Consider the following 23,185-nt stretch of genomic DNA (forward strand, 5'->3'; position numbering starts at 1 on the left):
AAATATGATCATCATTTGTTTTCGTTTGATTCATTATTTATTGCGATTGTGTCAATTGCCGCTTTGATTGTTATCGCCATTTTAATTTTACAAGAAAAACGTCATGAAAATAGAAGGTAAAATAAAAAATATACAATACCGTTATTATCGAGTTTCGCATGCGATACGGCTGACGATGGCGTTCCTTTGCTGTTTGCTGATTTTCTCAAAGATCAAAACCATAGAAGATGTATCATGGATATTTATCACGCTGGTCGTGATAATGGGGCCGATGTCCTATAAAGGCAGTGTTTATCCGCGGGCCATCCAGCGTGTTCTGGGGACGCTGATAGGGATTTTTTTCAGTATCGCTTCCTTTTATATCGGCAAATATAATGCTTTTTTAGCGCTGATCCCCATCGCGATGGGCATATTCACCTGTGGTTATCTGGTGTTGAGTAAAGTACCTTATGCCGCGATTCTTATCGGGATTTCGCTATCGGTGGTGGTGACCGCCACGGAAGGGAATCTGGATATCGCCCTGTGGCGGATATCCGATATCTTTATCGGTTGTCTGATAGCGGTGATTTTTTCCAGTATATTTCCACATAAGGCGAGTATTCACTGGAATATTGAGTTATTCAAACTTATCTCGAATTTACATCTGCTTTATGCCGCCAATCTGTCGAGGAACATTTTCACTAAACTGGATTTGCGCCGCTTAAATATAAAAAACAAGAAGATTGTCGCGGATATTATCAAGCTGTCTGGCCCTGCGCAGAAAGAAACCAAGGTTGATAAATCAGTTTATGCCAGTGTTCAGGCGTGCATTCAGGATCTCACCTCCTATCTGGTATTAATAGAAATGGCCTATTGGGAGTGCGAGGTCAGTCATAAAATTATTAATAGAACCTCGTTGTCCGCGCAAGTCAATAACGCCATTCAGTACCGCTTCGTTATGCTGGAATCCTTTATTCGCGACAATATCAGAGATACGGAGGGAATGAAGAAATTCCATTATCGCGAATTTAAAGACGAGGTGATGCTTGAGCTGAAAAAAATCACCGGCAATCAGCCGGAAAATGCGCAACAACAGGATTTGGCGGTAGAAAATCAGATTTACGGCTACTTCTATTTAGGCATGAAAATTATCGATCGACTGGATACGCTGATTGAACTGCTGTATGCGATGAAAGACGAGTGCGAGAACAAACATTTTCATCTGATACCGCACAAAGGGCAATAGCGCGGCATTGAAGCGCCGGGCGTCAACCCGGCGACCGGGAACCGGCTCTCAATAACCGGAAAGCGCCGGATCAGTAGTAGGAGTGCTCGCCGCGCTGGTGCTCGGTGAGATCGCGCACGCCCTTCAACTCAGGGAATTTTTCCAGTAATTCTTTCTCAATCCCTTCTTTCAGCGTGTAGTCGACCATGGAACAACCGTTGCAACCCCCGCCGAATTGCAGAATCGCCAGTCCGTCATCGGTGATTTCCATCAGCGTAACGCGGCCGCCGTGGCCCGCCAGCTGTGGGTTGATCTGCGATTGCAGCACGTACTCCACGCGCTCGATCAACGGCGCGTCGTCGCTAACTTTACGCATTTTGGCGTTAGGCGCCTTCAGCGTCAGCTGGGAACCCAGTTGATCGGTAACGAAATCGATCTCGGCATCTTCCAGATACGGCGCACTGAGTTCGTCCACATAAGCTGAAATTTTTTCAAATTTCAGTTCAGTGTCACTGGCTTCAACCGCATCCGGAGGACAGTAGGACACGCCGCATTCCGCGTTGGGCGTGCCGGGATTGATGACAAAAACACGGATTTGCGTGCCTTCTTCCTGTTTCGCCAGCAATTTTACAAAGTGTTCCTGAGCAGCGTCGGTAATACGGATCATAATGTTAAACTCAATGTTGATCATACTTATCGGTTATAATACGCCCATCCTCCCGCCAACTACAAGGTTCGGCACAAACACCAGACCTGAACGCTCGCCGCTCCCTGAGCCAGCAATACCCGGCTGACTTCCGCCGCCGTACTGCCGGTCGTCACTACATCATCCAGCAACGCCACCTGTTCCCCCGTCAATATCGCATTACAGGCAAAAGCGCCCTGTAGGTTTTTCCGCCGTTCTCCGGCGCTAAGCTGTTGTTGAAGCCGGGTTTGGCGCAGGCGTTGCAGCGCCTGAGGCTCATAAGTACAGGCTAGCCAGCGCGCCAGCGGTCGGGCTAACAGTTCGGTCTGATTAAAACCGCGCGCCCAGTGACGCCGTTGGTGTAAAGGTACGGTCACCAGGCGATCCGGCCGCGACAGCGAAGACGGCGCCGGCAACGCGCGCTCACGGTAGCTCGTCAGCCAGCGCAATAAGAGCTGACGGGCCAGAACCGGCGCCAGTTCCGTTTTACCGTGAAACTTAAGCAGCTTCACCAACGTGTTCAGCGGCGGAATATAGTCGCTGACAAACGTCAGGCTTTGCCAGGGCGGCGGATTTTGCAGGCAGCGGCCGCACTGTCCGGCGGGATCGGCGCTCGGCAGACCGCAGCGCGGACAACATGGCGGCAGGGCCGGCAAATGACGCTGACAGAAAGAGCAAATCCCGTGTCGGCTGTGATAAAGGGGCAGGCGGCATAGCCAGCAGTGTGCCGCGATGGTTAACATAGGCGCTTCCCTGAGATAATTTTCCTTAAAGCAGGATGATAATTGATGAAATCGTTGTATTGGCAGACTGAAGGCGCAGGCAACTCGGATCTTGTGCTGCTGCACGGCTGGGGGCTGAATGCGCAGGTATGGCATTGCATTTCGCCGCGACTGGCGCCGCATTTTCGTCTGCATCTGGTGGATCTGCCCGGCTATGGCAGAAGCCGGGGATTCGGCGCGCTGTCGCTGGAGGAGATGGCGGCGACGCTGCTGGCTCAGGCGCCTGAACGCGCCATCTGGCTGGGCTGGTCGCTGGGCGGACTGGTCGCCAGCCGGGTTGCATTAAGCGCGCCTCAGCGGGTGAACGGGTTGATCACCGTCGCCTCCTCTCCCTGTTTTAGCGCCAGAGATGAGTGGCCCGGCATTAAATCGGAAGTGTTGCACGGATTCCAGCAGCAGCTCAGCGAAGACTTCCAGCGCACCGTCGAACGTTTTCTGGCGCTGCAAACGCTGGGGACGGCCAGCGCCCGGCAGGATGCCCGTTTGTTGAAGCGCGTGGTGCTGGAGCAGGCCATGCCGCCGGTCGAGGTGCTGAACGGGGGGCTGGAGATCCTGCGTCAGGCGGATCTGCGTCAACCGATGACGGCGCTGAGCGTGCCTTTACTGCGGATCTATGGCGCGCTGGATGGGCTGGTGCCGCGCCGGGTGGCCGGGTTGTTGGATCGGTTATGGCCGCGCTCCGCCTCGGTGGTGGTGCCGAAAGCCGCGCATGCGCCCTTTATTTCCCATCCTGACGAGATCGCCGACCAGATTCTGGCGTTTAGCCGGCGGCCGGACGTGGCCGGCGGATGTGAGCAGACGCGTTAAACGCTGTCAACGTTCATCAAACTGTAAAAAAAAGTAACTACGGTATGTCCTGCTAATATCCAATCCAAGGACATCACAATGAAAGCTCGTTGGTTACTGCCCTTACTGTTTGTTTCAGCATTGCCAGGAATGCTTCAGGCACAAGCCATTTACCCGATCGATCGCGCGACGATGCTGGCGGGTGGAAAATTCGATTTTAAGGTTGAGTTTGACGAAGTATTAAAGCCGGACGATATTCGTATCCTGATCAACGGCAAAGACTATCAGCAGGTATTCGGCAAGTCAGCCACCTTTGTCGAACGCGAAGATGGCGAGAACGCCTCCGCCGTTTGGGTGCGGGATGTGAATTTGCCCACGGCGGGTAAATACGTCGTGGAGGCGCAGGCCAAAGGGAAAAATGCTGAAGTGACGTGGGATGTCTATCAGACGCCCGACACGCGGAAAGCCAAGAATGTGATCCTGTTTATCGGCGACGGTCTGTCGGTGGCGCACCGCACCGGCGCCCGTCTGCTCTCCAAAGGCATTACCGAAGGGAAGGCCGACGGACGTCTGGCGATTGACGACCTGCAGTACATGGCGTTCGCCGGCACCTCCAGCACCGACTCCATCGCGGCGGACAGCGCCAATACCATGAGCGCCTATATGACCGGCCATAAATCCGGGGTGAATGCGCTGGGCGTTTACGTCAGCCGTAGCAAAAATTCGCTGGATCATCCGAAACAGGAAACGCTGGGCGAATTGATTACCCGTTCGACCAACATGTCCGTCGGCGTAGTCAGCGATGCCGAGATTGAAGACGCCACCCCGGCTGCCGTGGTGTCCCACACCCGTCGTCGCGCGGACAAAGCCGAAATCGTCGAAATGTTTCACAACGTCAAGCCCAGCGTGATTCTGGGCGGCGGCTCGGCCTATTTTCTGCCGAAGAGCACGCCGGGTTCCAAACGCAAAGACGAAAATAACTATGTGGAAAAATTCCGGCAGGACGGCTACACGCTGGTGACCGACGCGGATGCGCTGAAGAAGAATGCGTCTCAGGCCACCAAACTGTTGGGGCTGTTCCATACCGGCAATATGGATGGCGTGCTGGATCGCCGCTTGCTGAAGAACGACGTCAGCAAAAAATTCCCCAACCAGCCGGATCTGACCGAAATGACCCAGGCGGCGCTGGACGTGCTGTCTAAAAACAAGGACGGTTTCTTCCTGATGGTGGAATCCGCGCTGATCGATAAGGCTTCGCACCCGCTGGATTGGGAACGCGCGTTCTATAACACCATCATGTTGGATCAGTCGGTGGCGATCGCGCAGAAGTTTGTCGAGAAAAATCCGGACACGTTGATCATCGTGACGGGCGACCATACGCACGGCATTTCCATCATCGGTACGGTGGATGACGACAAGCCGGGGACGGAAATGCGCGAGAAAGTCGGCGTGTATGAGGATGCCGGCTATCCGAACTATCAGGACGCCGATAAAGACGGCTATCCGGATGACGTGAATGTCTCTAAACGTCTGGCGGTGTTCTTCAATAACTATCCTGATTATTACGAAACCTTCCGGCCGAAACTGGATGGCACTTTCGTCCCCGCGATTAAGAACGAAAAAGACCAGTACGTCGCCAACAAAGCGTATGAAAAAGTGCCGGGCGCGGTGTTCCGCGAAGGTATTCTGCCGCGCTCTTCCGACACCGGCGTTCACTCGGTTGACGATATGGTGATTCAGGCCAGCGGCCCGGGCGCGGAGCGGATTCGGGGCTATATGGAAAACACCGACCTGTTCCGGGTGATGGTGGATGCGCTGGCGCTGAAAGCGCAGGATAAAAAGTAACGGATCGCCATGATTAAGTTCAATGGCAATCCGACGGGGGAGACCCTGCCAGCGTTTGGTGCTATGCATGATCCCCTCCCAGCCTCCCCCTTTGCAGGGGGAGGAACCGCAACTCTCCTGCGAGGGAGAGGGCTGGGGTGGGGGCAATCTCCGACGGCGAGTTCTCCAGCAAGATCGCTATCTATCTGGTTGAAAATCATCTCGCTGATCGTGCTGTCGGCGCTGTCGGCGCGAGCCAACGCGGCGGCGTCCGAACTCGCCTTCGACCGGCTTTATTCATCTTATGGCGTGCTGGGCCTGGAGTTTTCGGATCAAGTCAAAGCGTTAGCTGGCAAGAGGGTCGCGATGCGCGGCTTTATGGCGCCGCCGTTGAAAGCTGAATCGCAATTCTTCGTGTTAACCAAAATGCCGATGGCCTTGTGTCCTTTCTGTTCCTCTGATGCCGACTGGCCGGAAGACATCGTCGTGATTTATCTCGCCAGGCGGCAAACCTTCGTGCAGAACAACGCCATGATTGCCGTGGAAGGCGTGCTGGAGTATGGCTCATGGACCGATCCGGAAACCGGCTTCGTCAGCCTGCTGCGCCTGCGCGACGCGACATTCGATACCTTGTAGGAGTAACCATGGCTGAGCTACTGATTCAGGGCTTGAATGTCACTTTCCCCGATACCTCGGATGCGGTGCTGGATATCCCGGCGCTGCATATCGCCGCGGGAGAACAGGTGGCGGTAATGGGCCCCTCCGGTTCAGGAAAAACCACGCTGGCGAATGCCATTACCGGTATGGATAACAGCGGCGTCGGCAGCGTGTTCTGGGGGCGGCAGGATATCCGGCGGCTAAATGAATCCGGGCGCGATCGCTGGCGGGCCGGACATGTCGGGCTGGTGATGCAGGATTTTCATTTATTCCCCGGCATCAGCGCGTTGGAAAACGTTCTGCTGCCCGCGCATTTTCATTATTGGCGTATCCCGGCGGCGCTGAAGCAACGCGCCATCGATTTGCTGTCGCAGGTCGGGCTGGCGACCGGCAATCGGCCGGTGGAAGTATTGTCTCGCGGCGAGAAGCAGCGGGTCGCCGTGGCCAGGGCGTTATTGAGCGCGCCGCAAATCATTGTGGCGGACGAGCCGACCGCCAGTCTGGATGCGCGCAGCGGCGAGCAAATCGCCGATCTGCTGGCCACGCTGGCGCGCAGCAATAACGCCACGCTGATCGCCATTACCCACGATAAGCGTCTGGCATCGCAGATGACGCGTTGTCTGCAACTGGAGAAGGGGCGACTGGTCTCGGACCGCGCTCGACAGGAGACGGAATAATGATCCCATGGCGTTTGATTTGGGTTGACTGGCGCCGATTATGGCCGGGCGTATTGGTGGTGGTGTTGCTGATAGCGACGGCGACGGCGTTAAGTATTTCCGTCAGCTTACAGGAGAGGGCGTTGCGCATGGGCAGCGCAAAAGCGGCGGAGCGTTTTGATCTGGTGATCGGCGCGCCGGGCAGCGAAACGCAACTGGTGCTGTCGTCGGTTTTCCTGCAACCCTCGGCCCTGACGCTGATCCCTGCGCAACTACTGGACGATCTGGCGAACAATCCGCTGGTGGCCTGGGCGGCGCCGGTGGCGTTCGGCGATTTCTATCAAGGCATGCCGATTGTGGGTACCACGGCGCCTCTGGTGACGGACAACGGCAAGCGCAAGCTGACGGCCGGCCGACTATTTAAGCAGAATTTTGAAGCGGTGGTGGGGGCGAATACCGGTTTGGCGCTGGGCGATACGTTCAGCCCGGTCCACGGACAGATCGGCGCCGAGGGCGCGCACGCGCATGAAGACGTAACCTATACCGTGGTCGGCATGTTACCTGCGGACGGCAGCTCCTGGGATAAAGCGATTCTGGTGCCGGTTAACGCGGTGTGGCTGGTGCATGGCGTCCATCCGCCGCATGACCGCCATGAGGATGAATCGGCTCACGACGCGCACGAGCGCCATGATGACGACCATCATCATGACGACCCCCACGCCGATGAACATCATGGCGATGAACACGAGGCCGACGATCATCATGTTGATGAACAGCATGGGGCTGGCGAACGCCATGATGAAGCGCAACATGCAGGCACCGCGGAACACGCTGATGAACATCATCACCCGGCGGGGGTGCCGGCCATTGTGGTGAAACCCAAGACGATTGCCGGCGCATACCAACTGCGTTCGCTGTACCGCAGCAACACGACCCAGGCGGTGTTTCCCGGTGAAGTGCTGGTGAAGCTGTACGCCATTCTGGGCGATATCCGGCAACTGCTGGCTTACATCTCGCTGGGTACGCAGGCGTTGGTCGGCGTGGCGGTGGCGATGGTGGCGGTGATTCATCTTAAACAACGGCAAAGGCAAATCGGCGCGCTGCGGGCGTTCGGCGCGCCGCGTTATGGCATTTTCGCGCTCATCTGGTGCGGGCTGATGTCGCTGGTCAGCGTCGGGGTGCTGTTGGGGGTCGGTATCGGTTATGCCGCCGCAAGGGCGATTGCGCTGATGATGAGCGAGAAGAGCGGCTTTGTGCTGCCCGTCACGCTGGAACAGGATGACGGGATGTTCGTGCTGATCCTGCTGTTGGTTGCGGCGGCGGTGCTGACCGTTCCCGCGCTGCTGGCTTACCGCCAGTCGCCCGCGGTGGCGTTGCGGGGGGAATGATGGCCTGGATCCGGCTTCGGCGATAAGGTGTCGTCCCTGCGCAAGCCAGAATAACCTATGCGTAGCGCTTTGCATCTTTGCGGCGTCATTATCGTTTTTAGCTGGTCGCTGTCCCATGATTGGCGGCATGTCATCATCATGGGGCGCTGAGTGCATGAGAAACGGCATGGTTGCTATCGCACCCCCCTCTCTTCTGTGGGGCCAGGTGAATATTTTTAATCGGCGTGAGCGAACCGGACTAAGGCGTGAATTGCGGCAAAATCCTACCGAACCTGAGCGTCGGCTTTGGCGGACAATTCGGCAGCGCCAGTTAGGCGTAAAATTCAGAAGACAGCATGGGATTGGTATTTATATTGTCGATTTTTATTGCGCTGAACGCTATTTGGTCATTGAGGTCGACGGCGACAGTCATTTTTCGGCGCAGGGCGGCGCGTATGATGGCTTACGGGATGCGTATATCCGTTCTCTGGGGTTACGCGTGTTGAGAATATCCAATACCGATATTATGCAGAATATCGATGGCGTATTGATGTTGATTAGTGACATGCTGGCATCTTCCACACGTAAGTGAATCGCTTTTGTCGTATGGCTTGACCCCCACCCGGCCTCCCCCTTGTCAGGGGGAAGCGCCAAGCTGCTCCCTCCCCTGCGAAGGGGAGGGTTGGGGTGGGGTCGGTCAGCCGCGGATCAACGCTTTTTAAACGCGGCGGCCAGCGCGTCGCTCATGGCGCTGTTGCCTGCCGTCGGCGCGCTGGTCTGGCGCGAACGGGATTTACCCGCCGGGCGGTTGCCCGACGCGTTATTCTCGCGCGCGCCGCCGCTACGACGCACGGCGGTTTCCCCCGGCTGTTCGTCCAGCCGCATGGTCAGTGCAATGCGCTTGCGTTGCAGATCGACCTCCATCACCTTTACTTTCACGATATCGCCGGCTTTCACCACCTTGTGCGGATCGTCGACGAAGCGGTCGGCGAGAGAAGAAATATGCACCAGCCCGTCCTGATGGACGCCGATATCGACAAAGGCGCCGAAGTTGGTCACGTTGGTCACCGAGCCTTCCAGAATCATGCCCGGCACCAGATCGTTGAGGGTCTCCACGCCGTCGGCGAAGCTGGCGGTTTTGAACTCCGGACGCGGGTCTCGGCCAGGTTTTTCCAGCTCTTTGATAATGTCGGTCACCGTCGGAACGCCAAAACGTTCATCGGTGAAATCCGACGCTTTCAGATTGCGTAGCTCGCCGGGGTTGCCCATCAGTTCCTGTAGCGCCTGTTCGGTGGCGGCCAGAATACGTTCCACGACCGGATAGGCTTCCGGGTGAACGGTAGAGGCGTCCAGCGGGTTGTCGCCATGATTGATGCGCAGGAAGCCGGCGCACTGTTCAAAGGCTTTCGGCCCCAGACGGCTGACTTTCAGCAACTGCTCGCGGTTGCGGAAACGGCCGTTTTCATCGCGCCAGGCGACGATATTCTGCGCCATCATCCGCGTTAAGCCCGCCACGCGGGTCAGCAGGGCGACGGAGGCGGTATTCAGATCGACGCCGACGGCGTTAACGCAGTCTTCCACCACCGCATCCAGCTTTTTCGCCAGCAGGCTCTGGCTGACGTCGTGCTGATACTGACCGACGCCGATGGATTTCGGGTCGATTTTCACCAGCTCGGCGAGCGGATCCTGCAAGCGGCGGGCAATAGAAACGGCGCCGCGCAGGGAAACGTCCAGATCGGGGAATTCCTGCGCGGCTAATTCCGACGCCGAATACACCGAGGCCCCGGCTTCGCTGACGATCACCTTCTGCGCTTTGACGTCCGGGAACTGTTTTTGGGTATCGAGGAAGAAGCGTTCGGTCTCGCGCGAGGCGGTGCCGTTGCCGATCGCCACCAGTTCGACCTGATGTTTGATGCACAGGGCGGCAACGATGGCGGCGGCTTTGGCGGCCTGGCCGGTATGGGGATAAATGGTGTCGGTGGCGACCAGCTTGCCGGTGGCATCCACCACCGCGACTTTCACCCCGGTGCGTAAACCCGGATCCAGCCCCATGGTGGCGCGCATGCCCGCCGGCGCGGCCATCAGCAGGTCATGCATGTTGCGGGCGAAGACATTGATCGCCTCGTCTTCCGCTTTTTCACGGATGCTGCCCATCAGTTCGGTTTCCAGATGCAGCAGGATCTTGATGCGCCAGGTCCAACTGATGACCGCGCGCCGCCAGCTGTCGGCCGGGGCATTCCCGAGGCGCAGATTCAGGTGGTCGATGATGATCTGTTCGCAGTAGCTTTCGCGCGGCGCTTCCTCAAACTGCGGGTCGGCATTCAGCGAGAGCTGCAATACCCCCTCGTTGCGGCCGCGGAACATCGCCAGCGCGCGGTGGGACGGCACCTGGGCGATCGGCTCGTGATGGTCAAAGTAGTCGCGGAATTTTGCGCCTTCGTCCTCTTTCCCTTCGATGACGCGGGAGACCAGATGCGCGTTTTTCCACAGGTAATGACGGACTTTCGCCAGCAGCGCGGCGTCTTCGGCAAAGCGCTCCATCAGAATATAGCGTGCGCCGTCCAGCGCGGCTTTGACGTCCGCCACGCCTTTGTCGGCGTCGACATAAGCGAGCGCCGCCTGCTCAGGTTCCTGAGCGGGATCTTGCCATAGTCCGTCGGCCAGCGGTTCCAACCCGGCTTCAATCGCAATCTGTCCGCGCGTACGGCGTTTGGGTTTGTAGGGCAGATAGAGATCTTCCAGCTCGGTTTTGCTCAGCGTGCCGTTAATGGCGCCGGCGAGTTGGTCGGTCAGCTTGCCCTGTTCGTCGATGGATTTCAGAATTGTCTGGCGACGATCTTCCAGTTCTCGCAGGTAACTCAGGCGGGTTTCCAACTGGCGCAACTGGGTATCATCCAGCCCGCCGGTGACCTCTTTGCGGTAACGAGCGATAAAAGGGACCGTGTTTCCCTCGTCCAGCAGGCGGACGGCGGCGTCGACCTGCTCCGTTCTGGCCTGCAATTCGCCGGCGATGATCTGGCTTAATGAATCATTCATAGGTCTGATATCGATAGTCATCAATTAATGGATTAAATAGCTGGAGGACAGTTATACGGATTGACGGCGGAAAATACCAGTCGTACCCGTCTGAGAAAAAAGGGGGAGATAGCGTTCCCACAAGGGGCGGCGATTGTGGTAGCTTCAAATATGCCGCTCGGTAAACCGGCGCGCATGGCGACACGGGCAGGATAAATTTTATCTGAATCAATATTACATAAAATTATTATAACGACGCTGTGTTTTTAGCGTATTTAATAGTGTTGTTGCATGGCGGGTCGACCCCGGCAAAAGATAACAACCACGATGACTAATTCGGTCGGGAGAGATATCGATGACAGTAAGAAAGTCCACCCTGATAGTTGACGGACAGGACGATGTCACGCTGGATATTCGTTCAGGGGTGATGGGAAAAAATGGCGTGGATATCCGCCCGTTCGGCGACAAAGGATTATGCAGTTATGATCCCGGCTTCGCCAATACGGCGGGATGTGAATCGGCCATTACCTACATTGACGCCGCCGACAGCGTGTTGCTGCATCGGGGATTCCCGGTCGAGCAACTGGCCGATCAATGCGACTTTACCGAAGTCTGTTATATCCTTCTGCACGGCGACGCGCCTTCGCAGGAAGAGTACGCCAAATTCGCCAATAACATTACCCGTCATACCCTGGTCCATGAACAAATTAGCCGTATGTTCAGCGGGTTCCGGCGCGACGCTCACCCGATGGCGCTGATGTGCGCGGTGGTGGGGGCGCTGGCGGCGTTCTACCACGACGTGCTGGATATTGATAACGCGGAGCACCGTGAATTGGCCGCCATCCGGCTGTTGTCGAAAATGCCGACGCTGGCGGCGATGTGTTACAAATACTCTATCGAGCAGCCGGCCGTTTATCCCCGCAACTCGCTTTCCTATACCGGCAATTTCCTGCATATGCTGTTTTCCATTCCGGCGGAAAAGTATGAGGTGAATCCGGTGCTGGAAAACGCGATGAATCGGATCCTGATCCTGCATGCCGACCACGGTCAGTGTCCGTCCACCATGGCCGTTCGGGCCTCCGGTTCGTCCGGCGCCAATCCGTTCGCCTGTATTGCGGCGGGACTGGCGTCAATGTGGGGGCCGATGCACGGCGGCGCCAATGAAGCCTGCATGCGCATGCTGGAAGAGATCAAAACGGTGGATCGTATTCCCGAATTTGTGCGCCGGGCAAAAGAGGGGGGAACATCGCTGCGGCTGATGGGATTCGGCAACTCGGTGTATCATCACTTTGATCCGCGGGCCGCCATCCTGCGTAAAACCTGTTATGACGTACTCAGCGAGTTGGGAATGGAGGATAGCCTGCTACAGGTCGCCATTGAGTTGGAACACATCGCCATCACCGATTCGTACTTTCTGGAGCATAAGCTCTATCCTAGCGCCGATTTTTACACGGCGGTCATTCTGAAGGCGATGGGGCTGCCGTCATCGATGTTTACGGTGATTTCCGCCGTCGGCCGCACGGTGGGGTGGATTGCTCACTGGAATGAGATGCATGGGCGGGAGCTCAAGATTTATCGCCCCACGCAGATTTATACCGGCCAGCCGCGCCGTGATTACGTCTCCAGACTGGATAAATAACGCCGGATCGCACGACGGACAGGATAGCCCTCGCCGAACGATCAAGGCTCGGCTGCCCGGAGCGAAGCGCCCCTGCGGGAACCCCAACTCCGGTTTTTCTCCCGATGCGCTGAAATGCGCGGCATGAGTCGCTGCGGTTTTAGCGCAGCCAGTTGGTTTTCGCCAGTTCAATCACTTCATCGCCGCGTCCGTTGATGATGGCGCGCAGCATGTAAAGACTAAAGCCTTTGGCCTGATCCAGTTTGATTTGCGGCGGCATCGCCAGCTCCTCGGTGGCGGTGATGACGTCGACAAGCACCGGGCCGTCGAAGGCGAACGCCTCTTCCAGAGCGGCGTTCAGCTCAGACGCTTTCTCCACGCGAATGCCTTTGATGCCGCAGGCGTTGGCGATCGCCGCAAAATTGGGATTTTCCAATTCGGTGCCGTCCGTCAAATAACCGCCGGCCTTCATCTCCATGGCGACAAAACCCAGCACGCTATTATTGAACACCACGATTTTCACCGGCAATTTGAGCTGGGCGACCGACAGAAAATCGCCCATCAGCATGCTGAAGCCGCCGTCGCCGCTCAGCGAAATAACCTGACGCTGGCGATCGATCGCTTGCGCGCCCAGCGCCTGCGGCATGGCGTTGGCCATTGAGCCGTGACTGAACGAACCGATCAGGCGGCGTTTGCCGTTCATTTTCAGATAGCGCGCGGCCCAGACGGTCGGCGTTCCCACGTCACAGGTGAAGATGGCGTCTTCACTGGCATAATGGCTGATCTGTTGCGCCAGATATTGCGGATGGATCGCCTGTTTATCGTTGGCGGTCGCCAGTTCGTCGAGCCCTTTGCGCGCATCGGCATAGTGTTTCAACGCTTTGTCGAGGAATGCGCGATGGGTTTTGACCTCTAATCGCGGCAATAAAGCGTCCAGCGTGGATTTGATATCGCCGACCAGCGCCATGTCGAGGTGGCAGTGCGAGCCGAGGCTGCCGGGATTGATATCGATCTGCACGATGGCGGCGTCGGCGGGGTAGAAGGCGCGATAAGGAAACTGCGTACCCAGCAGCACCAGCGTATCGGCGTTCATCATCGCGTGGTAGCCGGATGAGAAGCCGATCAGACCGGTCATGCCGACGCTATACGGGTTGTCATATTCAATATATTCCTTGCCGCGCAGCGCGTGTACCACCGGCGCTTTCAGCGCGGCGGCCAGTTGCACCACTTCATCATGCGCGCCCGCACAGCCGCTGCCGCACATCAGGGTGATATTTTTCGCCCCGTTCAGCAGTTCGGCCAGCTTGCGGATCTCGCTTTCGTTGGGCTGAACAAGGGGAGGCTGCGGCGGATACCACGCCGCTGAAGCCTCTTCCGGCGCGGGCTTCAACGCCACATCGCCGGGCAGCACCACCACGGACACGCCGCGATCGAGAATCGCTTTGCGCATCGCGATGCCCAGCACCTGGGGAAGCTGTTCCGGATTGGAAACCAGCTCGCAGTAGTGGCTGCACTCGCGAAACAGTTCCTGCGGATGGGTTTCCTGAAAGTAGTTGCTGCCGATTTCGCTGGAAGGAATATGCGCCGCGATGGCGAGCACCGGAACATGATTGCGATGGCAATCGAACAGACCGTTAATCAGATGCAGGTTGCCCGGCCCGCAGGAGCCGGCGCACACCGCCAGTTCGCCGCTAATCTGCGCTTCGGCGCCGGCGGCGAACGCCGCCACCTCTTCATGACGCGTGGGCATCCATTCGATGGTGCCCATGCGGTTCAGACTATCGCTCAACCCATTAAGCGAATCCCCGGTGACGCCCCAAATGCGTTTTACGCCTGCGCTTTCCAGCGTTTTTGCTACTAAAGCTGCAACGGACTGTTTCATACTTTTTCGCCTTTTTTAATGAATGGCTCTTTTCCTGATTACGAATCATTTCACTGAAAAAGCATACACCCATTACGCCAGATGGGGCGGTCAGGCGTGGGTTAAAATTGTGAACTGATGTTGTCAGAGGGCGGGATAACGGTCAGAAGCGGGGTTTTGTCTCCCGGCGGGTTAAATCGCCGGGAGGCGGGAATCCGATGTCGGTTGGCGCTTGACGGTCGTCGGTTATTCACGGCGAATGCGGCGGGCGACATGGTTTCCCAGCGATTGCAGCAGTTGCACCAGTACGATCAGCACCAGCGCCGTGGCGACGGTGGCGAAGGTGTCGAAACGTTGATAACCATAGGTGATCGCCAGATCGCCGATGCCGCCGCCGCCCACGGTGCCGGCCATGGCCGTCGCGCCGATCAGGCCGATGGTGGCGGTGGTCAGGGCTAAAATCAGCGACGACAGCGCTTCGGGCAGCATGAAATACCAAATCGCCTGTAAGGGCGTGGCGCCCATCGCCTTGGCCGCCTCGATAATGCCTTCATCCACCTCCAGCAGCGAGTTTTCCACCAGGCGGGAAATATACGGGGCGATAAAGACAATCAACGGTACGATGGCGCCCGGCGTCCCGATGGTGGTGTTCACGATAAGCCGCGTTAACGGCAGGATGGCGATCAGCAGGATAATGAACGGCAGCGAACGAATGATATTCACCAGCGGGTTCAGCACGTTATAGAGCAACGGGCTTTGCAGCAGTCCGCCGGGACGGGTGACGACCAGCAGAATACCGAGCGGAATGCCGAACAGCGACCCCAGCGCCAGCGATACGCTGACCATCACCAGCGTGTCGTGCAGCGCCAGGATGAATTGATCGGCGGTGATTGCGGTTTCAAACATGGCTAGGGCTCCTGAATAATCACGCCGGCGGCGGCCAGATAATCCATGGTCTGTGTTATCTGCTCGGCATTGCCGTTTAACAGCACCATCATGAAGCCGAGCGTGGTGTCCTGAACTTCGGACATGCTGGCGAACAGAATGGTGATCTCCACGTCGAATTGTTTAATGGCGGTGGAGATCACCGGTCGACTGGCCGACTGTCCCACGAATTCCAGGCGCAGCAGCTTGCCGCTTTGCGCATCGAGGCTCCGCGCCAGACTGTCGGGCAGACGATCCTGAAGCACCGTGCGAACGAAGTTGACCGTGGTGGGGTGGGCGGGACGACCAAACACCTCAATCACCGCGCCCTGTTCAATCACCCGGCCTTTTTCGATGACCGCGACCTTATTACAGATCTTTTGGATAACCGACATTTCATGGGTGATGAGCACGATCGTAATGTTGTACTCGCGGTTGATGCGTTTTAACAGCAGCAGTATCTGCGCGGTGGTTTGCGGATCGAGCGCCGAAGTCGCCTCATCGCAGAGCAGAATCGACGGGTTCATGGCCAGCGCGCGGGCAATCCCGACGCGTTGTTTCTGGCCGCCGGACAGCTCATTCGGATAGCTGCGGGCGCGATCGCCCAGACCGACATATGCCAGCAGTTCGGCCACCCGCTGGCGGATGAATGCCTTGCTCTTACCCGCCAAAATGAGCGGCATCGCCACGTTCTGAAAGACGGTTTTCGACCTCAGCAAACTGAAATTCTGGAAGATCATGCCGATATCCCTTTTCAGGACGCTTAACTGACGCCGATGCAGGGTATCCAACGACACGCCGTTAATGAGAACCTCGCCGGCGGTTGGGGTTTCCAGCGTATTGATCATGCGCAGCAACGTACTTTTCCCCGCGCCGCTGTAGCCGATAATGCCGAATATATCGCCCTTCTCTATGCGTAAATGAATATCCTGTAATGCGTTAACGGCGATCCCTTTACGCTGAAAAGTTTTACTCACATTTCTCAGCTCAATCATTATTTTTCACTCATGAACTTCCGCCGGAGCATTACTTTAAATAATCGGGCAACAGATAACCGTCATACTGCGAATGGCTTTGAATGTATTGTTTAAATTCCGCCGAGTGGTAACCGGCAATAATATCTTTGGCGAATTGCGCGTCTTTATTTCTGCCGGCGACCGTCACCACGTTAATAAAACCCTGCGTGGGGTTCTCAAGCTGTAGCGCGGAATTCAGCTTGATGCCGCTCGATACCGCAAAATTGCCCTGAATGGCGCCGTAGTCGACATCCGGCAATGCTCGCACCTGTTGCGCGTTATCCATCTCTTTCAAAATGATTTTATACGGGTTTTCACTGATGTTTTTCTGTGAGAACGTCGCCGGCTCCGCATTATCCGCAATCTTGATCCAGCCTAAATCCTGCAACAGCAGCGCCGCCCGATATTCGTTCGACGGCTGGTTGGGTACCGAGATCACGGTGCCGGGCGCCGGTTTATCCACCCGCTGATGTTTTTGGGAGTAGAGCCCCATCGGCGGCGTCGGCACCTGTACGATGCCCACATTCTCAATGCCCAGACGTTGGTTTACCGATTGCAGGTATACCGGGTGCTGCATAATATTGGCGTCGATATCCCCGGTATTGACCGCATGATTAACCTGGATGCCGTCGCTGAAATCAAGATATTCAATTTTATAGCCTTTCTGTTGTAAATAAGGCGCCACCCCCTGAGTAAACTGTTCTTTATACGGGCCGGGATTAAAACCCAGCTTCAGTGTTTTATCGGCGTCGGCTCCCTGTGCGGTAAAGGTACTCATTAAGGCTACGGCAGAAAAAAGTAATGTGGGGATACGCCATTTCATTTTTTATATCCTGATAAATAATAGAAATATTCTATTGGTGCGATGATGAGAAAACCGTATCGACGATTCAAGCATGCGGGATATGGGTTGAAAACAATGAATTTGGTGTTTTCTTATCTGTTTTTTTGCTAATGCGATGTTTGCTATTTACGGCTGGAACGGGCGGAGAGTTTGTCCGGCGCAGCCTGTCGCGTCATCAGATCAGGCTCGCCGAAGCGGTCGCGTTGTCTTAATTTTTCTGCTGCGTATCGGCGTCGTCGTTGGCCTGGATGAAAGGCGCGATGTAACGCTGATGGCGAGACGGTTTTAGTTGCCGGAGATCGACTAACACCAATCCGTCGATGCAGTGATTGAAATCCGGATCGATACCGAAATCAATGAACTGCACCCCGCCATGTTCACAGAGTTCCGAATACTGTTTGTAAAGCGTGGGGATGCCGCATCCCATATTGCTGAGCATACTTTTCAGCCGGGTTAAATCCTGCTGGTAATCAGTGCCTGCAAACTGTTGCAGCACATCGGGCAGCGATGCGGGATAAGGGCGGCGCGAGCGGGCCAGCGGTTGGCCGGGCGCAAAATGCAGCCGGTAAAATGCGATCAGTAAATCCCGCGCCGCCGGCGGCAGCGTGCCGGACAGGGATACCGGACCGAACAGATAGCGGCACTGCGGATAGCGCGCCAGATAGGCGCCGATACCCAGCCAGAGGTAGTCCAGTCCCCGTTTGCCCCAATATTTGGGTTGGATGAAGCTGCGCCCGAGTTCGATGCCGGATGCCAGGATCGGGTGCATCTCTTCGCCGTAATGGAACAGGCTGTGGCTGTACAGGCCGTTTTTTCCTTTCCTGGCGATTTGCTCCGCCGTGGGAATAAAGCGATAGGCGCCGACGATTTCCAACGCATTCTCATCCCACAGAATCAGATGCAGATAGTCGTCGTCATAGCTATCCAGATCGCGCCGCTGGCCCGAGCCTTCGCCCACTGCGCGAAAGGCGATTTCCCGCAGTCGCCCCAGTTCGCGCAGCAGCGGCGCATAATCCTCCGCCCCCCGGCGATACAGATACACCTTTTTACCATCAGGCGTGGTGCCTAATGTTTCGCAATCGGCCAGCGCATGCTTTAGCAGCACGCGATCCTCGGCCAGCGCGATAGGTTTTTCTGCGGCGAAACAGCCGGGTTTTCCTTGTCCCAGCCGGTAAACATGACGGCGGAAACGCGCCGCCAGATCGTGAGTCGGTAGGTGGCCCTGGCTCCAACCGGCGTAGGGAATCTGCGCGCCGATGCGGATCTTGAGTCTGTGTCCGGCCTGATGAAACATTTCCCTGACCAGCAGCAGCGTTGATAGCGGCCGGTAGATAAGAGAGGTGCAATAAAACAGGACGCTGTTGCGTCCGCTGATATGTATGGGAACGATCGGCGCGCGGGCTTTGCCGGCCATGCGGATAAAACCGCTGTGCCAGCGACCGTCGCGGATCCCCCGCAGGCTGATTCTGGAAACCTCGCCGGCCGGGAACACAATAATCGCGCCGTCGTGATCCAGATGCTGTTGTATGGCGGTAATCTGCCGGCGTTTGGTGCGGTTATTGAAGTTATCAACCGGGAAGAACAGGTTTTTCAGCGGCTCAACGTAGGCGAGCAGCCGGCTGGCGACGATACGAACATCGGGCCTGACGCCGGCGACCGTGCGCAGCAACGCCAGACCGTCGAGAGAACCGATCGGATGATTCGCCACCAGCACCACGGGGCCCTGACTGGGAATGTTTTCTAAATCCCCTTCGACCATCTCACAGGCGAAGTTGAAATGGTCGAGGATCTGTTCAACCAGATCCAACCCTTTCAAATGCGGGTAGCGTTGAGCGAATTGCTGGATTTCATTTTCAAATAGCAGAGAACGCAATACGGTTTTCTGCCAGGGTGGCGTATGGCGATGCGGGGCAAGATCTTGCAAAATGGCATCTAAGCTAAACATAAGTCGTTCTCCGTAACCCACCGTTGCCAAAAGTAAGGGATGGAGGTGACACCTTTATGTCAGCGTAGAAATAATATTCACATTATTTCCTCATTAACGCCGCCTGGCTGCGAATGCGCAGGCGGAATGAATGATTGCCGTGACGCGCGCTATTCTTCTTCGTATCTGGTATAGGTTATCGCATTGACGAACCACTGCCTGAGACCGTCCGGCGTATTGACGGTAAACTCTTCGTCGACCTCCTTTTTCAACAACGCGCGCGCCATTGGCGAATCAATGGAAATATAATCCTTTGATTCACCATAGATTTCATCCGGGCCGACGATGCGAAAGCGTTTTACCTGACCCTCTTCGTTTTCAATCTCCACCCAGGCGCCGAAGAAGACTTTCCCGTCCTGCTGAGGGGAATAGTCGACGATCTGTAGTTCGGTCAGACACTTTCTTAAGTATCGGACGCGCCGGTCGATCTGGCGCAACAGACGCTTGTTGTAGGTGTAATCGGCGTTTTCAGAGCGATCTCCCAAACTGGCCGCCCACGACACAATTTTGGTTATCTCGGGCCGTTTCACATTCCAGAGATGGTCATGTTCTGCCTTGAGCTTATTATATCCTTCGCGGGTGATCAGTTTTGTTTTCACTCGTTCTCAATCTCATGCTATTTGGGGAACTCGCGAACATTATATCAAGTCTTGCCGATATATTGGTTTCCCGGGCTTGCCTGGATAAGCTGACAGGGTGCGTTCGTCTGACGTCTTCAAACCCTATCGGTTAGCATGATTTTGCCGGAATTTAACGCATTTCGTGAGCGCTATAACGCTGGAGCCATGACTTCGCATAGCGAATAGCGGTGGATTTATGGCAAGGTAACGGCAAGACGTCACAGGAAATGATTGATTACACGAATTTTAATATGCTTTGTAACAATTTTGCCTAGAATGTATACCAGAAACGACTGTCAGTAATTCGTGTGTTTCTGAACAATAGCGGCATCGGCGCTATTACGCCTTTGGAGAAAGAGAATGCAAGAGAACTATAAAATTCTGGTTGTAGATGACGACATGCGTCTGCGCGCGCTGCTGGAACGTTATCTTACCGAACAGGGTTTTCAGGTACGTAGCGTTGCCAATGCTGAACAGATGGATCGTTTATTGACCCGCGAGTCCTTTCACCTGATGGTGCTGGACCTGATGCTGCCGGGGGAAGACGGTCTGTCTATTTGTCGCCGTCTGCGCAGCCAAAGCAACCCTATGCCCATCATCATGGTGACGGCGAAAGGGGAAGAAGTCGACCGTATCGTCGGTCTGGAAATCGGCGCGGATGATTATATTCCCAAGCCGTTTAACCCACGCGAACTGCTGGCCCGCATTCGCGCGGTGCTGCGCCGTCAGGCCAATGAACTGCCGGGCGCGCCCTCGCAGGAAGAGGCGATCATCGCGTTCGGCAAATTCAAGCTGAATCTGGGAACGCGTGAAATGTTCCGTGATGACGAGCCAATGCCGTTGACCAGCGGCGAGTTCGCGGTGCTTAAAGCCCTGGTCAGCCATCCGCGGGAACCGCTGTCGCGCGACAAGCTGATGAATCTGGCGCGCGGCCGCGAATACAGCGCGATGGAGCGTTCCATCGACGTGCAGATTTCCCGTTTGCGCCGCATGGTGGAAGAAGATCCGGCGCACCCGCGCTATATCCAGACGGTTTGGGGTCTGGGCTACGTCTTTGTGCCGGACGGCAGTAAAGCATGAGGCGATGGCGCTTCTCTCCGCGCAGCTCATTTGCCCGGACGCTGTTACTGATTGTCACGCTGTTGTTCGTCAGCCTGGTGACCACCTATCTGGTGGTGCTGAATTTCGCCATTTTACCGAGTTTGCAGCAGTTCAATAAGGTGCTGGCCTACGAGGTAAGAATGCTGATGACCGACAGCCTGCAACTGGAGGACGGCACGACGCTTGAAGTGCCGCCGGCGTTCCGACGTGAGATTTACCGTGAGCTGGGTATTTCGTTATATACCAATGCCGCGGCGGAGGAGAGCGGCCTGCGTTGGGCTCAGCATTACAAGTTTTTGAGCCAGCAGATGGCGCAACAGCTGGGCGGTCCCACCGACGTGCGGGTTGAGGTAAGCAAAAATACCCCGGTCGTGTGGTTGAAAACCTGGCTGTCGCCGGATATCTGGGTGCGGGTGCCGTTAACCGAAATTCATCAGGGGGATTTTTCTCCGCTTTTCCGCTATACGCTGGCGATCATGCTGCTGGTGATTGGCGGCGCCTGGCTGTTTATTCGCGTACAGAACCGACCGCTGGTTGAGCTGGAACACGCGGCCTTACAGGTTGGGAAAGGGATTATTCCGCCGCCGTTGCGTGAGTATGGCGCCTCGGAAGTGCGTTCGGTCACCCGCGCCTTTAATCAGATGGCGTCCGGCGTGAAGCTGCTGGCTGACGATCGCACCCTGCTGATGGCGGGAGTCAGCCACGACCTGCGTACGCCGCTGACGCGCATCCGTCTGGCGACGGAGATGATGAACAAGAACGATGATTATCTGGCTGAATCCATCAATAAAGACATTGAAGAGTGCAATGCGATTATTGAACAGTTCATCGACTATTTGCGCACCGGCCAGGAAATGCAGACGGAGGTCGCCGACCTCAATGCCATCATGGGCGAGGTCGTGGCCGATGAAAGCGGTTATGAACGTCAGATCGACAGTGAGTTCTGCGAGGGCGAACTGCTCGTCCGCGTCAGTCCGTTGTCGATTAAGCGCGCCGCGCTGAATCTGGTGGTCAACGCCGCCCGTTACGGCAACGGATGGATAAAGGTCAGTACCGGCCGGGAATTGCAGCGCGCCTGGTTTCAGGTGGAGGATGACGGCGAGGGAATTGACCCCGAGCAGTTAAAGCACCTGTTCCAGCCGTTTGTACGGGGCGACAGCGCGCGCACCACCAGCGGCACGGGGTTGGGGCTGGCGATTGTGCAACGAATTATTGATGCCCATAACGGCGCGTTGGATATCAGCACCAGCGAACGCGGCGGGCTTTGTGTTCGCGCTTATTTGCCTTTGCTGCCCGAACTTGCTGATTCACACAGTGGTTCAGCGAAAGAATAGCAAGAATAAGGCGCGGGAGCCGCGCCTGAATTTGATGATCACTCCCTCAAGATAAAATCTTACTCTCCCAGCTATGTTCGTTATCCTCGCGTAGCGCGTTGTTATTAACCTTCTTATCATCAGTATGAGATTCCGTTGTTTTCGTTTATACACTTACATTAATAATAGTGATGATTAATATTATTCACATGATAATAATCTGATTTTTAATCATATTTTAAATATTTCTTCATCAAAACCCCTTGCCGATCTGATCATATTTTCGGCATAATGCGCGCCATAAAATTCCTCAATGGACATGAAAAGGAAACCGCATGGAGCGCAATTTCGCCATACCCTCGTCTTTTTCTTCGTTAACCGCCACGTTCGCCCGCTATCAACTGTCCGTTTTTGGCTGCGCCGGCCTGGACGTGGAGTCCTTCAGCGTCAGCGAGGGGCTGTTGCTGGCCGCCGCCTTTACCTTCAATCCGCCGGGCAGGCAACTGGGCGGCATCACGCTGCCTGACGTCACGCCGCCGCGTTCGGTTCACGGGGTGGTGACGCAGTTTCAGCGACTGTCGCCCGTCGCACACGCGGCTTATACCCTGACGTTTGAAAGCGGCTCGGTAATAACGGGGCGGTTGGACGAAAAGGGTTATGCGCGGCATGAAAACCTACCGGACGAACCCGGCAACGTGCGTTACGAACTGCCGCCGCCCAAACCCGAGCCGCTGTGGGAGCCATGGCGATCGATGCTGGATGAGTCTGATATATGGTCGGGTACGACAACAGGAGGCAATAACTGATGGGACAGCAACTCACTCACGCACTGGCGTTTTTTACCGCCGCGCCCGATAGCTGGTTTTCACAGGGAAAGAAAAAAATTGAAGCCTGCGGCCTATGGATCTGGGAAACGGTTCAGGGCGAC

The 23,185-nt window shown here is 56.1% G+C and carries 20 protein-coding genes; 11 read left to right on the plus strand and 9 right to left on the minus strand.

The features are described 5' to 3' along the window. The first annotated feature begins 103 nt into the window (after positions 1-103). Positions 104-1,225: an FUSC family protein gene (locus ABRZ26_RS19625; RefSeq protein ID WP_319605806.1), complete on the plus strand. Its 1,122-nt coding sequence runs from the start codon at positions 104-106 to the stop codon at positions 1,223-1,225. 70 nt (positions 1,226-1,295) lie between these two features. Here ABRZ26_RS19625 and nfuA read toward each other — a convergent pair whose 3' ends face one another. Both nfuA and gntX read right to left on the minus strand, forming a co-directional pair. After that, on the minus strand, positions 1,296-1,871 hold the full coding sequence (gene nfuA, locus ABRZ26_RS19630) for a Fe-S biogenesis protein NfuA (RefSeq protein ID WP_319605807.1): 576 nt from the start codon (positions 1,869-1,871) through the stop codon (positions 1,296-1,298). A gap of 59 nt (positions 1,872-1,930) precedes the next feature. Further along, positions 1,931-2,632, minus strand: a complete 702-nt coding sequence (gene gntX / locus ABRZ26_RS19635) for a DNA utilization protein GntX (RefSeq protein ID WP_319605808.1) — start codon at positions 2,630-2,632, stop codon at positions 1,931-1,933. 45 nt (positions 2,633-2,677) lie between these two features. Between gntX and bioH the strand changes: the two genes are divergently transcribed. The 6 genes from bioH to ABRZ26_RS19665 all read left to right on the plus strand — a co-directional run bounded on the left by bioH (position 2,678) and on the right by ABRZ26_RS19665 (position 8,553). Next, positions 2,678-3,478 (plus strand): pimeloyl-ACP methyl ester esterase BioH, encoded by an 801-nt coding sequence (gene bioH / locus ABRZ26_RS19640; RefSeq protein ID WP_319605809.1) that lies wholly within the window; start codon positions 2,678-2,680, stop codon positions 3,476-3,478. Positions 3,479-3,556: 78 nt separating this feature from the next. Next, entirely contained in the window at positions 3,557-5,302 is a 1,746-nt protein-coding gene (locus tag ABRZ26_RS19645) for an alkaline phosphatase (RefSeq protein ID WP_319605810.1), read from the plus strand. Between the two features lie 9 nt (positions 5,303-5,311). Next, on the plus strand, positions 5,312-5,917 hold the full coding sequence (locus ABRZ26_RS19650) for a hypothetical protein (protein WP_319605811.1): 606 nt from the start codon (positions 5,312-5,314) through the stop codon (positions 5,915-5,917). Positions 5,918-5,925: 8 nt separating this feature from the next. Then, positions 5,926-6,615 (plus strand): ABC transporter ATP-binding protein, encoded by a 690-nt coding sequence (locus ABRZ26_RS19655; RefSeq protein WP_319605812.1) that lies wholly within the window; start codon positions 5,926-5,928, stop codon positions 6,613-6,615. Then, positions 6,615-7,982 (plus strand): ABC transporter permease, encoded by a 1,368-nt coding sequence (locus ABRZ26_RS19660; RefSeq protein ID WP_319605813.1) that lies wholly within the window; start codon positions 6,615-6,617, stop codon positions 7,980-7,982. The genes ABRZ26_RS19655 and ABRZ26_RS19660 overlap by 1 nt, the downstream gene beginning before the upstream one ends. A gap of 166 nt (positions 7,983-8,148) precedes the next feature. Beyond that, a complete protein-coding gene (locus tag ABRZ26_RS19665; protein ID WP_319605814.1) occupies positions 8,149-8,553 on the plus strand; it encodes an endonuclease domain-containing protein in 405 nt (134 codons plus the stop codon). Between the two features lie 116 nt (positions 8,554-8,669). On the opposite strand, the gene ABRZ26_RS19670 is transcribed toward ABRZ26_RS19665, so the two are convergent. After that, entirely contained in the window at positions 8,670-10,997 is a 2,328-nt protein-coding gene (locus ABRZ26_RS19670) for a Tex family protein (RefSeq protein ID WP_319605815.1), read from the minus strand. 334 nt (positions 10,998-11,331) lie between these two features. On the opposite strand from ABRZ26_RS19670, the gene ABRZ26_RS19675 reads away from it, so the two are divergent. Beyond that, the gene (locus ABRZ26_RS19675; RefSeq protein ID WP_319605816.1) at positions 11,332-12,615 is read left to right on the plus strand and encodes a citrate synthase; all 1,284 of its coding nucleotides are present in this window, start codon (positions 11,332-11,334) and stop codon (positions 12,613-12,615) included. A 139-nt stretch (positions 12,616-12,754) separates the two neighbouring features. Here ABRZ26_RS19675 and poxB read toward each other — a convergent pair whose 3' ends face one another. The 6 genes from poxB to greB all read right to left on the minus strand — a co-directional run bounded on the left by poxB (position 12,755) and on the right by greB (position 19,822). Continuing rightward, positions 12,755-14,476 (minus strand): ubiquinone-dependent pyruvate dehydrogenase, encoded by a 1,722-nt coding sequence (poxB, locus tag ABRZ26_RS19680; protein ID WP_319605817.1) that lies wholly within the window; start codon positions 14,474-14,476, stop codon positions 12,755-12,757. Positions 14,477-14,701: 225 nt separating this feature from the next. Continuing rightward, positions 14,702-15,361, minus strand: a complete 660-nt coding sequence (locus ABRZ26_RS19685) for a methionine ABC transporter permease (protein WP_319605818.1) — start codon at positions 15,359-15,361, stop codon at positions 14,702-14,704. A gap of 2 nt (positions 15,362-15,363) precedes the next feature. Beyond that, a complete protein-coding gene (locus ABRZ26_RS19690; protein ID WP_319605819.1) occupies positions 15,364-16,374 on the minus strand; it encodes a methionine ABC transporter ATP-binding protein in 1,011 nt (336 codons plus the stop codon). Between the two features lie 31 nt (positions 16,375-16,405). After that, positions 16,406-17,173 carry a MetQ/NlpA family ABC transporter substrate-binding protein gene (locus ABRZ26_RS19695; protein WP_413556343.1) on the minus strand — a complete coding sequence of 256 codons (768 nt, stop codon included), beginning with the start codon at positions 17,171-17,173 and terminating at the stop codon, positions 16,406-16,408. A 274-nt stretch (positions 17,174-17,447) separates the two neighbouring features. Beyond that, on the minus strand, positions 17,448-19,184 hold the full coding sequence (olsF, locus tag ABRZ26_RS19700; RefSeq protein ID WP_319605821.1) for a bifunctional ornithine lipid synthase OlsF: 1,737 nt from the start codon (positions 19,182-19,184) through the stop codon (positions 17,448-17,450). Positions 19,185-19,333: 149 nt separating this feature from the next. Beyond that, positions 19,334-19,822 carry a transcription elongation factor GreB gene (gene greB, locus ABRZ26_RS19705; protein ID WP_319605822.1) on the minus strand — a complete coding sequence of 163 codons (489 nt, stop codon included), beginning with the start codon at positions 19,820-19,822 and terminating at the stop codon, positions 19,334-19,336. Between the two features lie 381 nt (positions 19,823-20,203). Here greB and ompR point away from each other — a divergent pair, with 381 nt between their 5' ends. The 3 genes from ompR (at position 20,204) to ABRZ26_RS19720 (ending at position 23,063) form a co-directional block, all read left to right on the plus strand. Continuing rightward, a complete protein-coding gene (ompR, locus tag ABRZ26_RS19710; RefSeq protein ID WP_005969424.1) occupies positions 20,204-20,923 on the plus strand; it encodes an osmolarity response regulator transcription factor OmpR in 720 nt (239 codons plus the stop codon). Beyond that, positions 20,920-22,278, plus strand: a complete 1,359-nt coding sequence (gene envZ, locus ABRZ26_RS19715; protein WP_319605823.1) for a two-component system sensor histidine kinase EnvZ — start codon at positions 20,920-20,922, stop codon at positions 22,276-22,278. The genes ompR and envZ overlap by 4 nt, the downstream gene beginning before the upstream one ends. A 314-nt stretch (positions 22,279-22,592) precedes the next feature. Then, positions 22,593-23,063, plus strand: a complete 471-nt coding sequence (locus ABRZ26_RS19720) for a hypothetical protein (protein WP_319605824.1) — start codon at positions 22,593-22,595, stop codon at positions 23,061-23,063. Positions 23,064-23,185 lie beyond the last annotated feature (122 nt).

The sequence above is a fragment of the Brenneria sp. L4-2C genome (genome assembly GCF_040240335.1).
GTDB lineage: Bacteria > Pseudomonadota > Gammaproteobacteria > Enterobacterales > Enterobacteriaceae > Brenneria.

What these genes read in the sequence shown, in the direction of transcription:
- ABRZ26_RS19625 (WP_319605806.1), top strand. Translation starts at nt 104, where the DNA reads ATGAAAATAGAAGGTAAAATAAAAAATATACAATACCGTTATTATCGA.
- nfuA (WP_319605807.1), bottom strand. Translation starts at nt 1,871, where the DNA reads ATGATCCGTATTACCGACGCTGCTCAGGAACACTTTGTAAAATTGCTG.
- gntX (WP_319605808.1), bottom strand. Translation starts at nt 2,632, where the DNA reads ATGTTAACCATCGCGGCACACTGCTGGCTATGCCGCCTGCCCCTTTAT.
- bioH (WP_319605809.1), top strand. Translation starts at nt 2,678, where the DNA reads ATGAAATCGTTGTATTGGCAGACTGAAGGCGCAGGCAACTCGGATCTT.
- ABRZ26_RS19645 (WP_319605810.1), top strand. Translation starts at nt 3,557, where the DNA reads ATGAAAGCTCGTTGGTTACTGCCCTTACTGTTTGTTTCAGCATTGCCA.
- ABRZ26_RS19650 (WP_319605811.1), top strand. Translation starts at nt 5,312, where the DNA reads ATGATTAAGTTCAATGGCAATCCGACGGGGGAGACCCTGCCAGCGTTT.
- ABRZ26_RS19655 (WP_319605812.1), top strand. Translation starts at nt 5,926, where the DNA reads ATGGCTGAGCTACTGATTCAGGGCTTGAATGTCACTTTCCCCGATACC.
- ABRZ26_RS19660 (WP_319605813.1), top strand. Translation starts at nt 6,615, where the DNA reads ATGATCCCATGGCGTTTGATTTGGGTTGACTGGCGCCGATTATGGCCG.
- ABRZ26_RS19665 (WP_319605814.1), top strand. Translation starts at nt 8,149, where the DNA reads ATGGTTGCTATCGCACCCCCCTCTCTTCTGTGGGGCCAGGTGAATATT.
- ABRZ26_RS19670 (WP_319605815.1), bottom strand. Translation starts at nt 10,997, where the DNA reads ATGAATGATTCATTAAGCCAGATCATCGCCGGCGAATTGCAGGCCAGA.
- ABRZ26_RS19675 (WP_319605816.1), top strand. Translation starts at nt 11,332, where the DNA reads ATGACAGTAAGAAAGTCCACCCTGATAGTTGACGGACAGGACGATGTC.
- poxB (WP_319605817.1), bottom strand. Translation starts at nt 14,476, where the DNA reads ATGAAACAGTCCGTTGCAGCTTTAGTAGCAAAAACGCTGGAAAGCGCA.
- ABRZ26_RS19685 (WP_319605818.1), bottom strand. Translation starts at nt 15,361, where the DNA reads ATGTTTGAAACCGCAATCACCGCCGATCAATTCATCCTGGCGCTGCAC.
- ABRZ26_RS19690 (WP_319605819.1), bottom strand. Translation starts at nt 16,374, where the DNA reads ATGATTGAGCTGAGAAATGTGAGTAAAACTTTTCAGCGTAAAGGGATC.
- ABRZ26_RS19695 (WP_413556343.1), bottom strand. Translation starts at nt 17,173, where the DNA reads ATGAGTACCTTTACCGCACAGGGAGCCGACGCCGATAAAACACTGAAG.
- olsF (WP_319605821.1), bottom strand. Translation starts at nt 19,184, where the DNA reads ATGTTTAGCTTAGATGCCATTTTGCAAGATCTTGCCCCGCATCGCCAT.
- ompR (WP_005969424.1), top strand. Translation starts at nt 20,204, where the DNA reads ATGCAAGAGAACTATAAAATTCTGGTTGTAGATGACGACATGCGTCTG.
- envZ (WP_319605823.1), top strand. Translation starts at nt 20,920, where the DNA reads ATGAGGCGATGGCGCTTCTCTCCGCGCAGCTCATTTGCCCGGACGCTG.
- ABRZ26_RS19720 (WP_319605824.1), top strand. Translation starts at nt 22,593, where the DNA reads ATGGAGCGCAATTTCGCCATACCCTCGTCTTTTTCTTCGTTAACCGCC.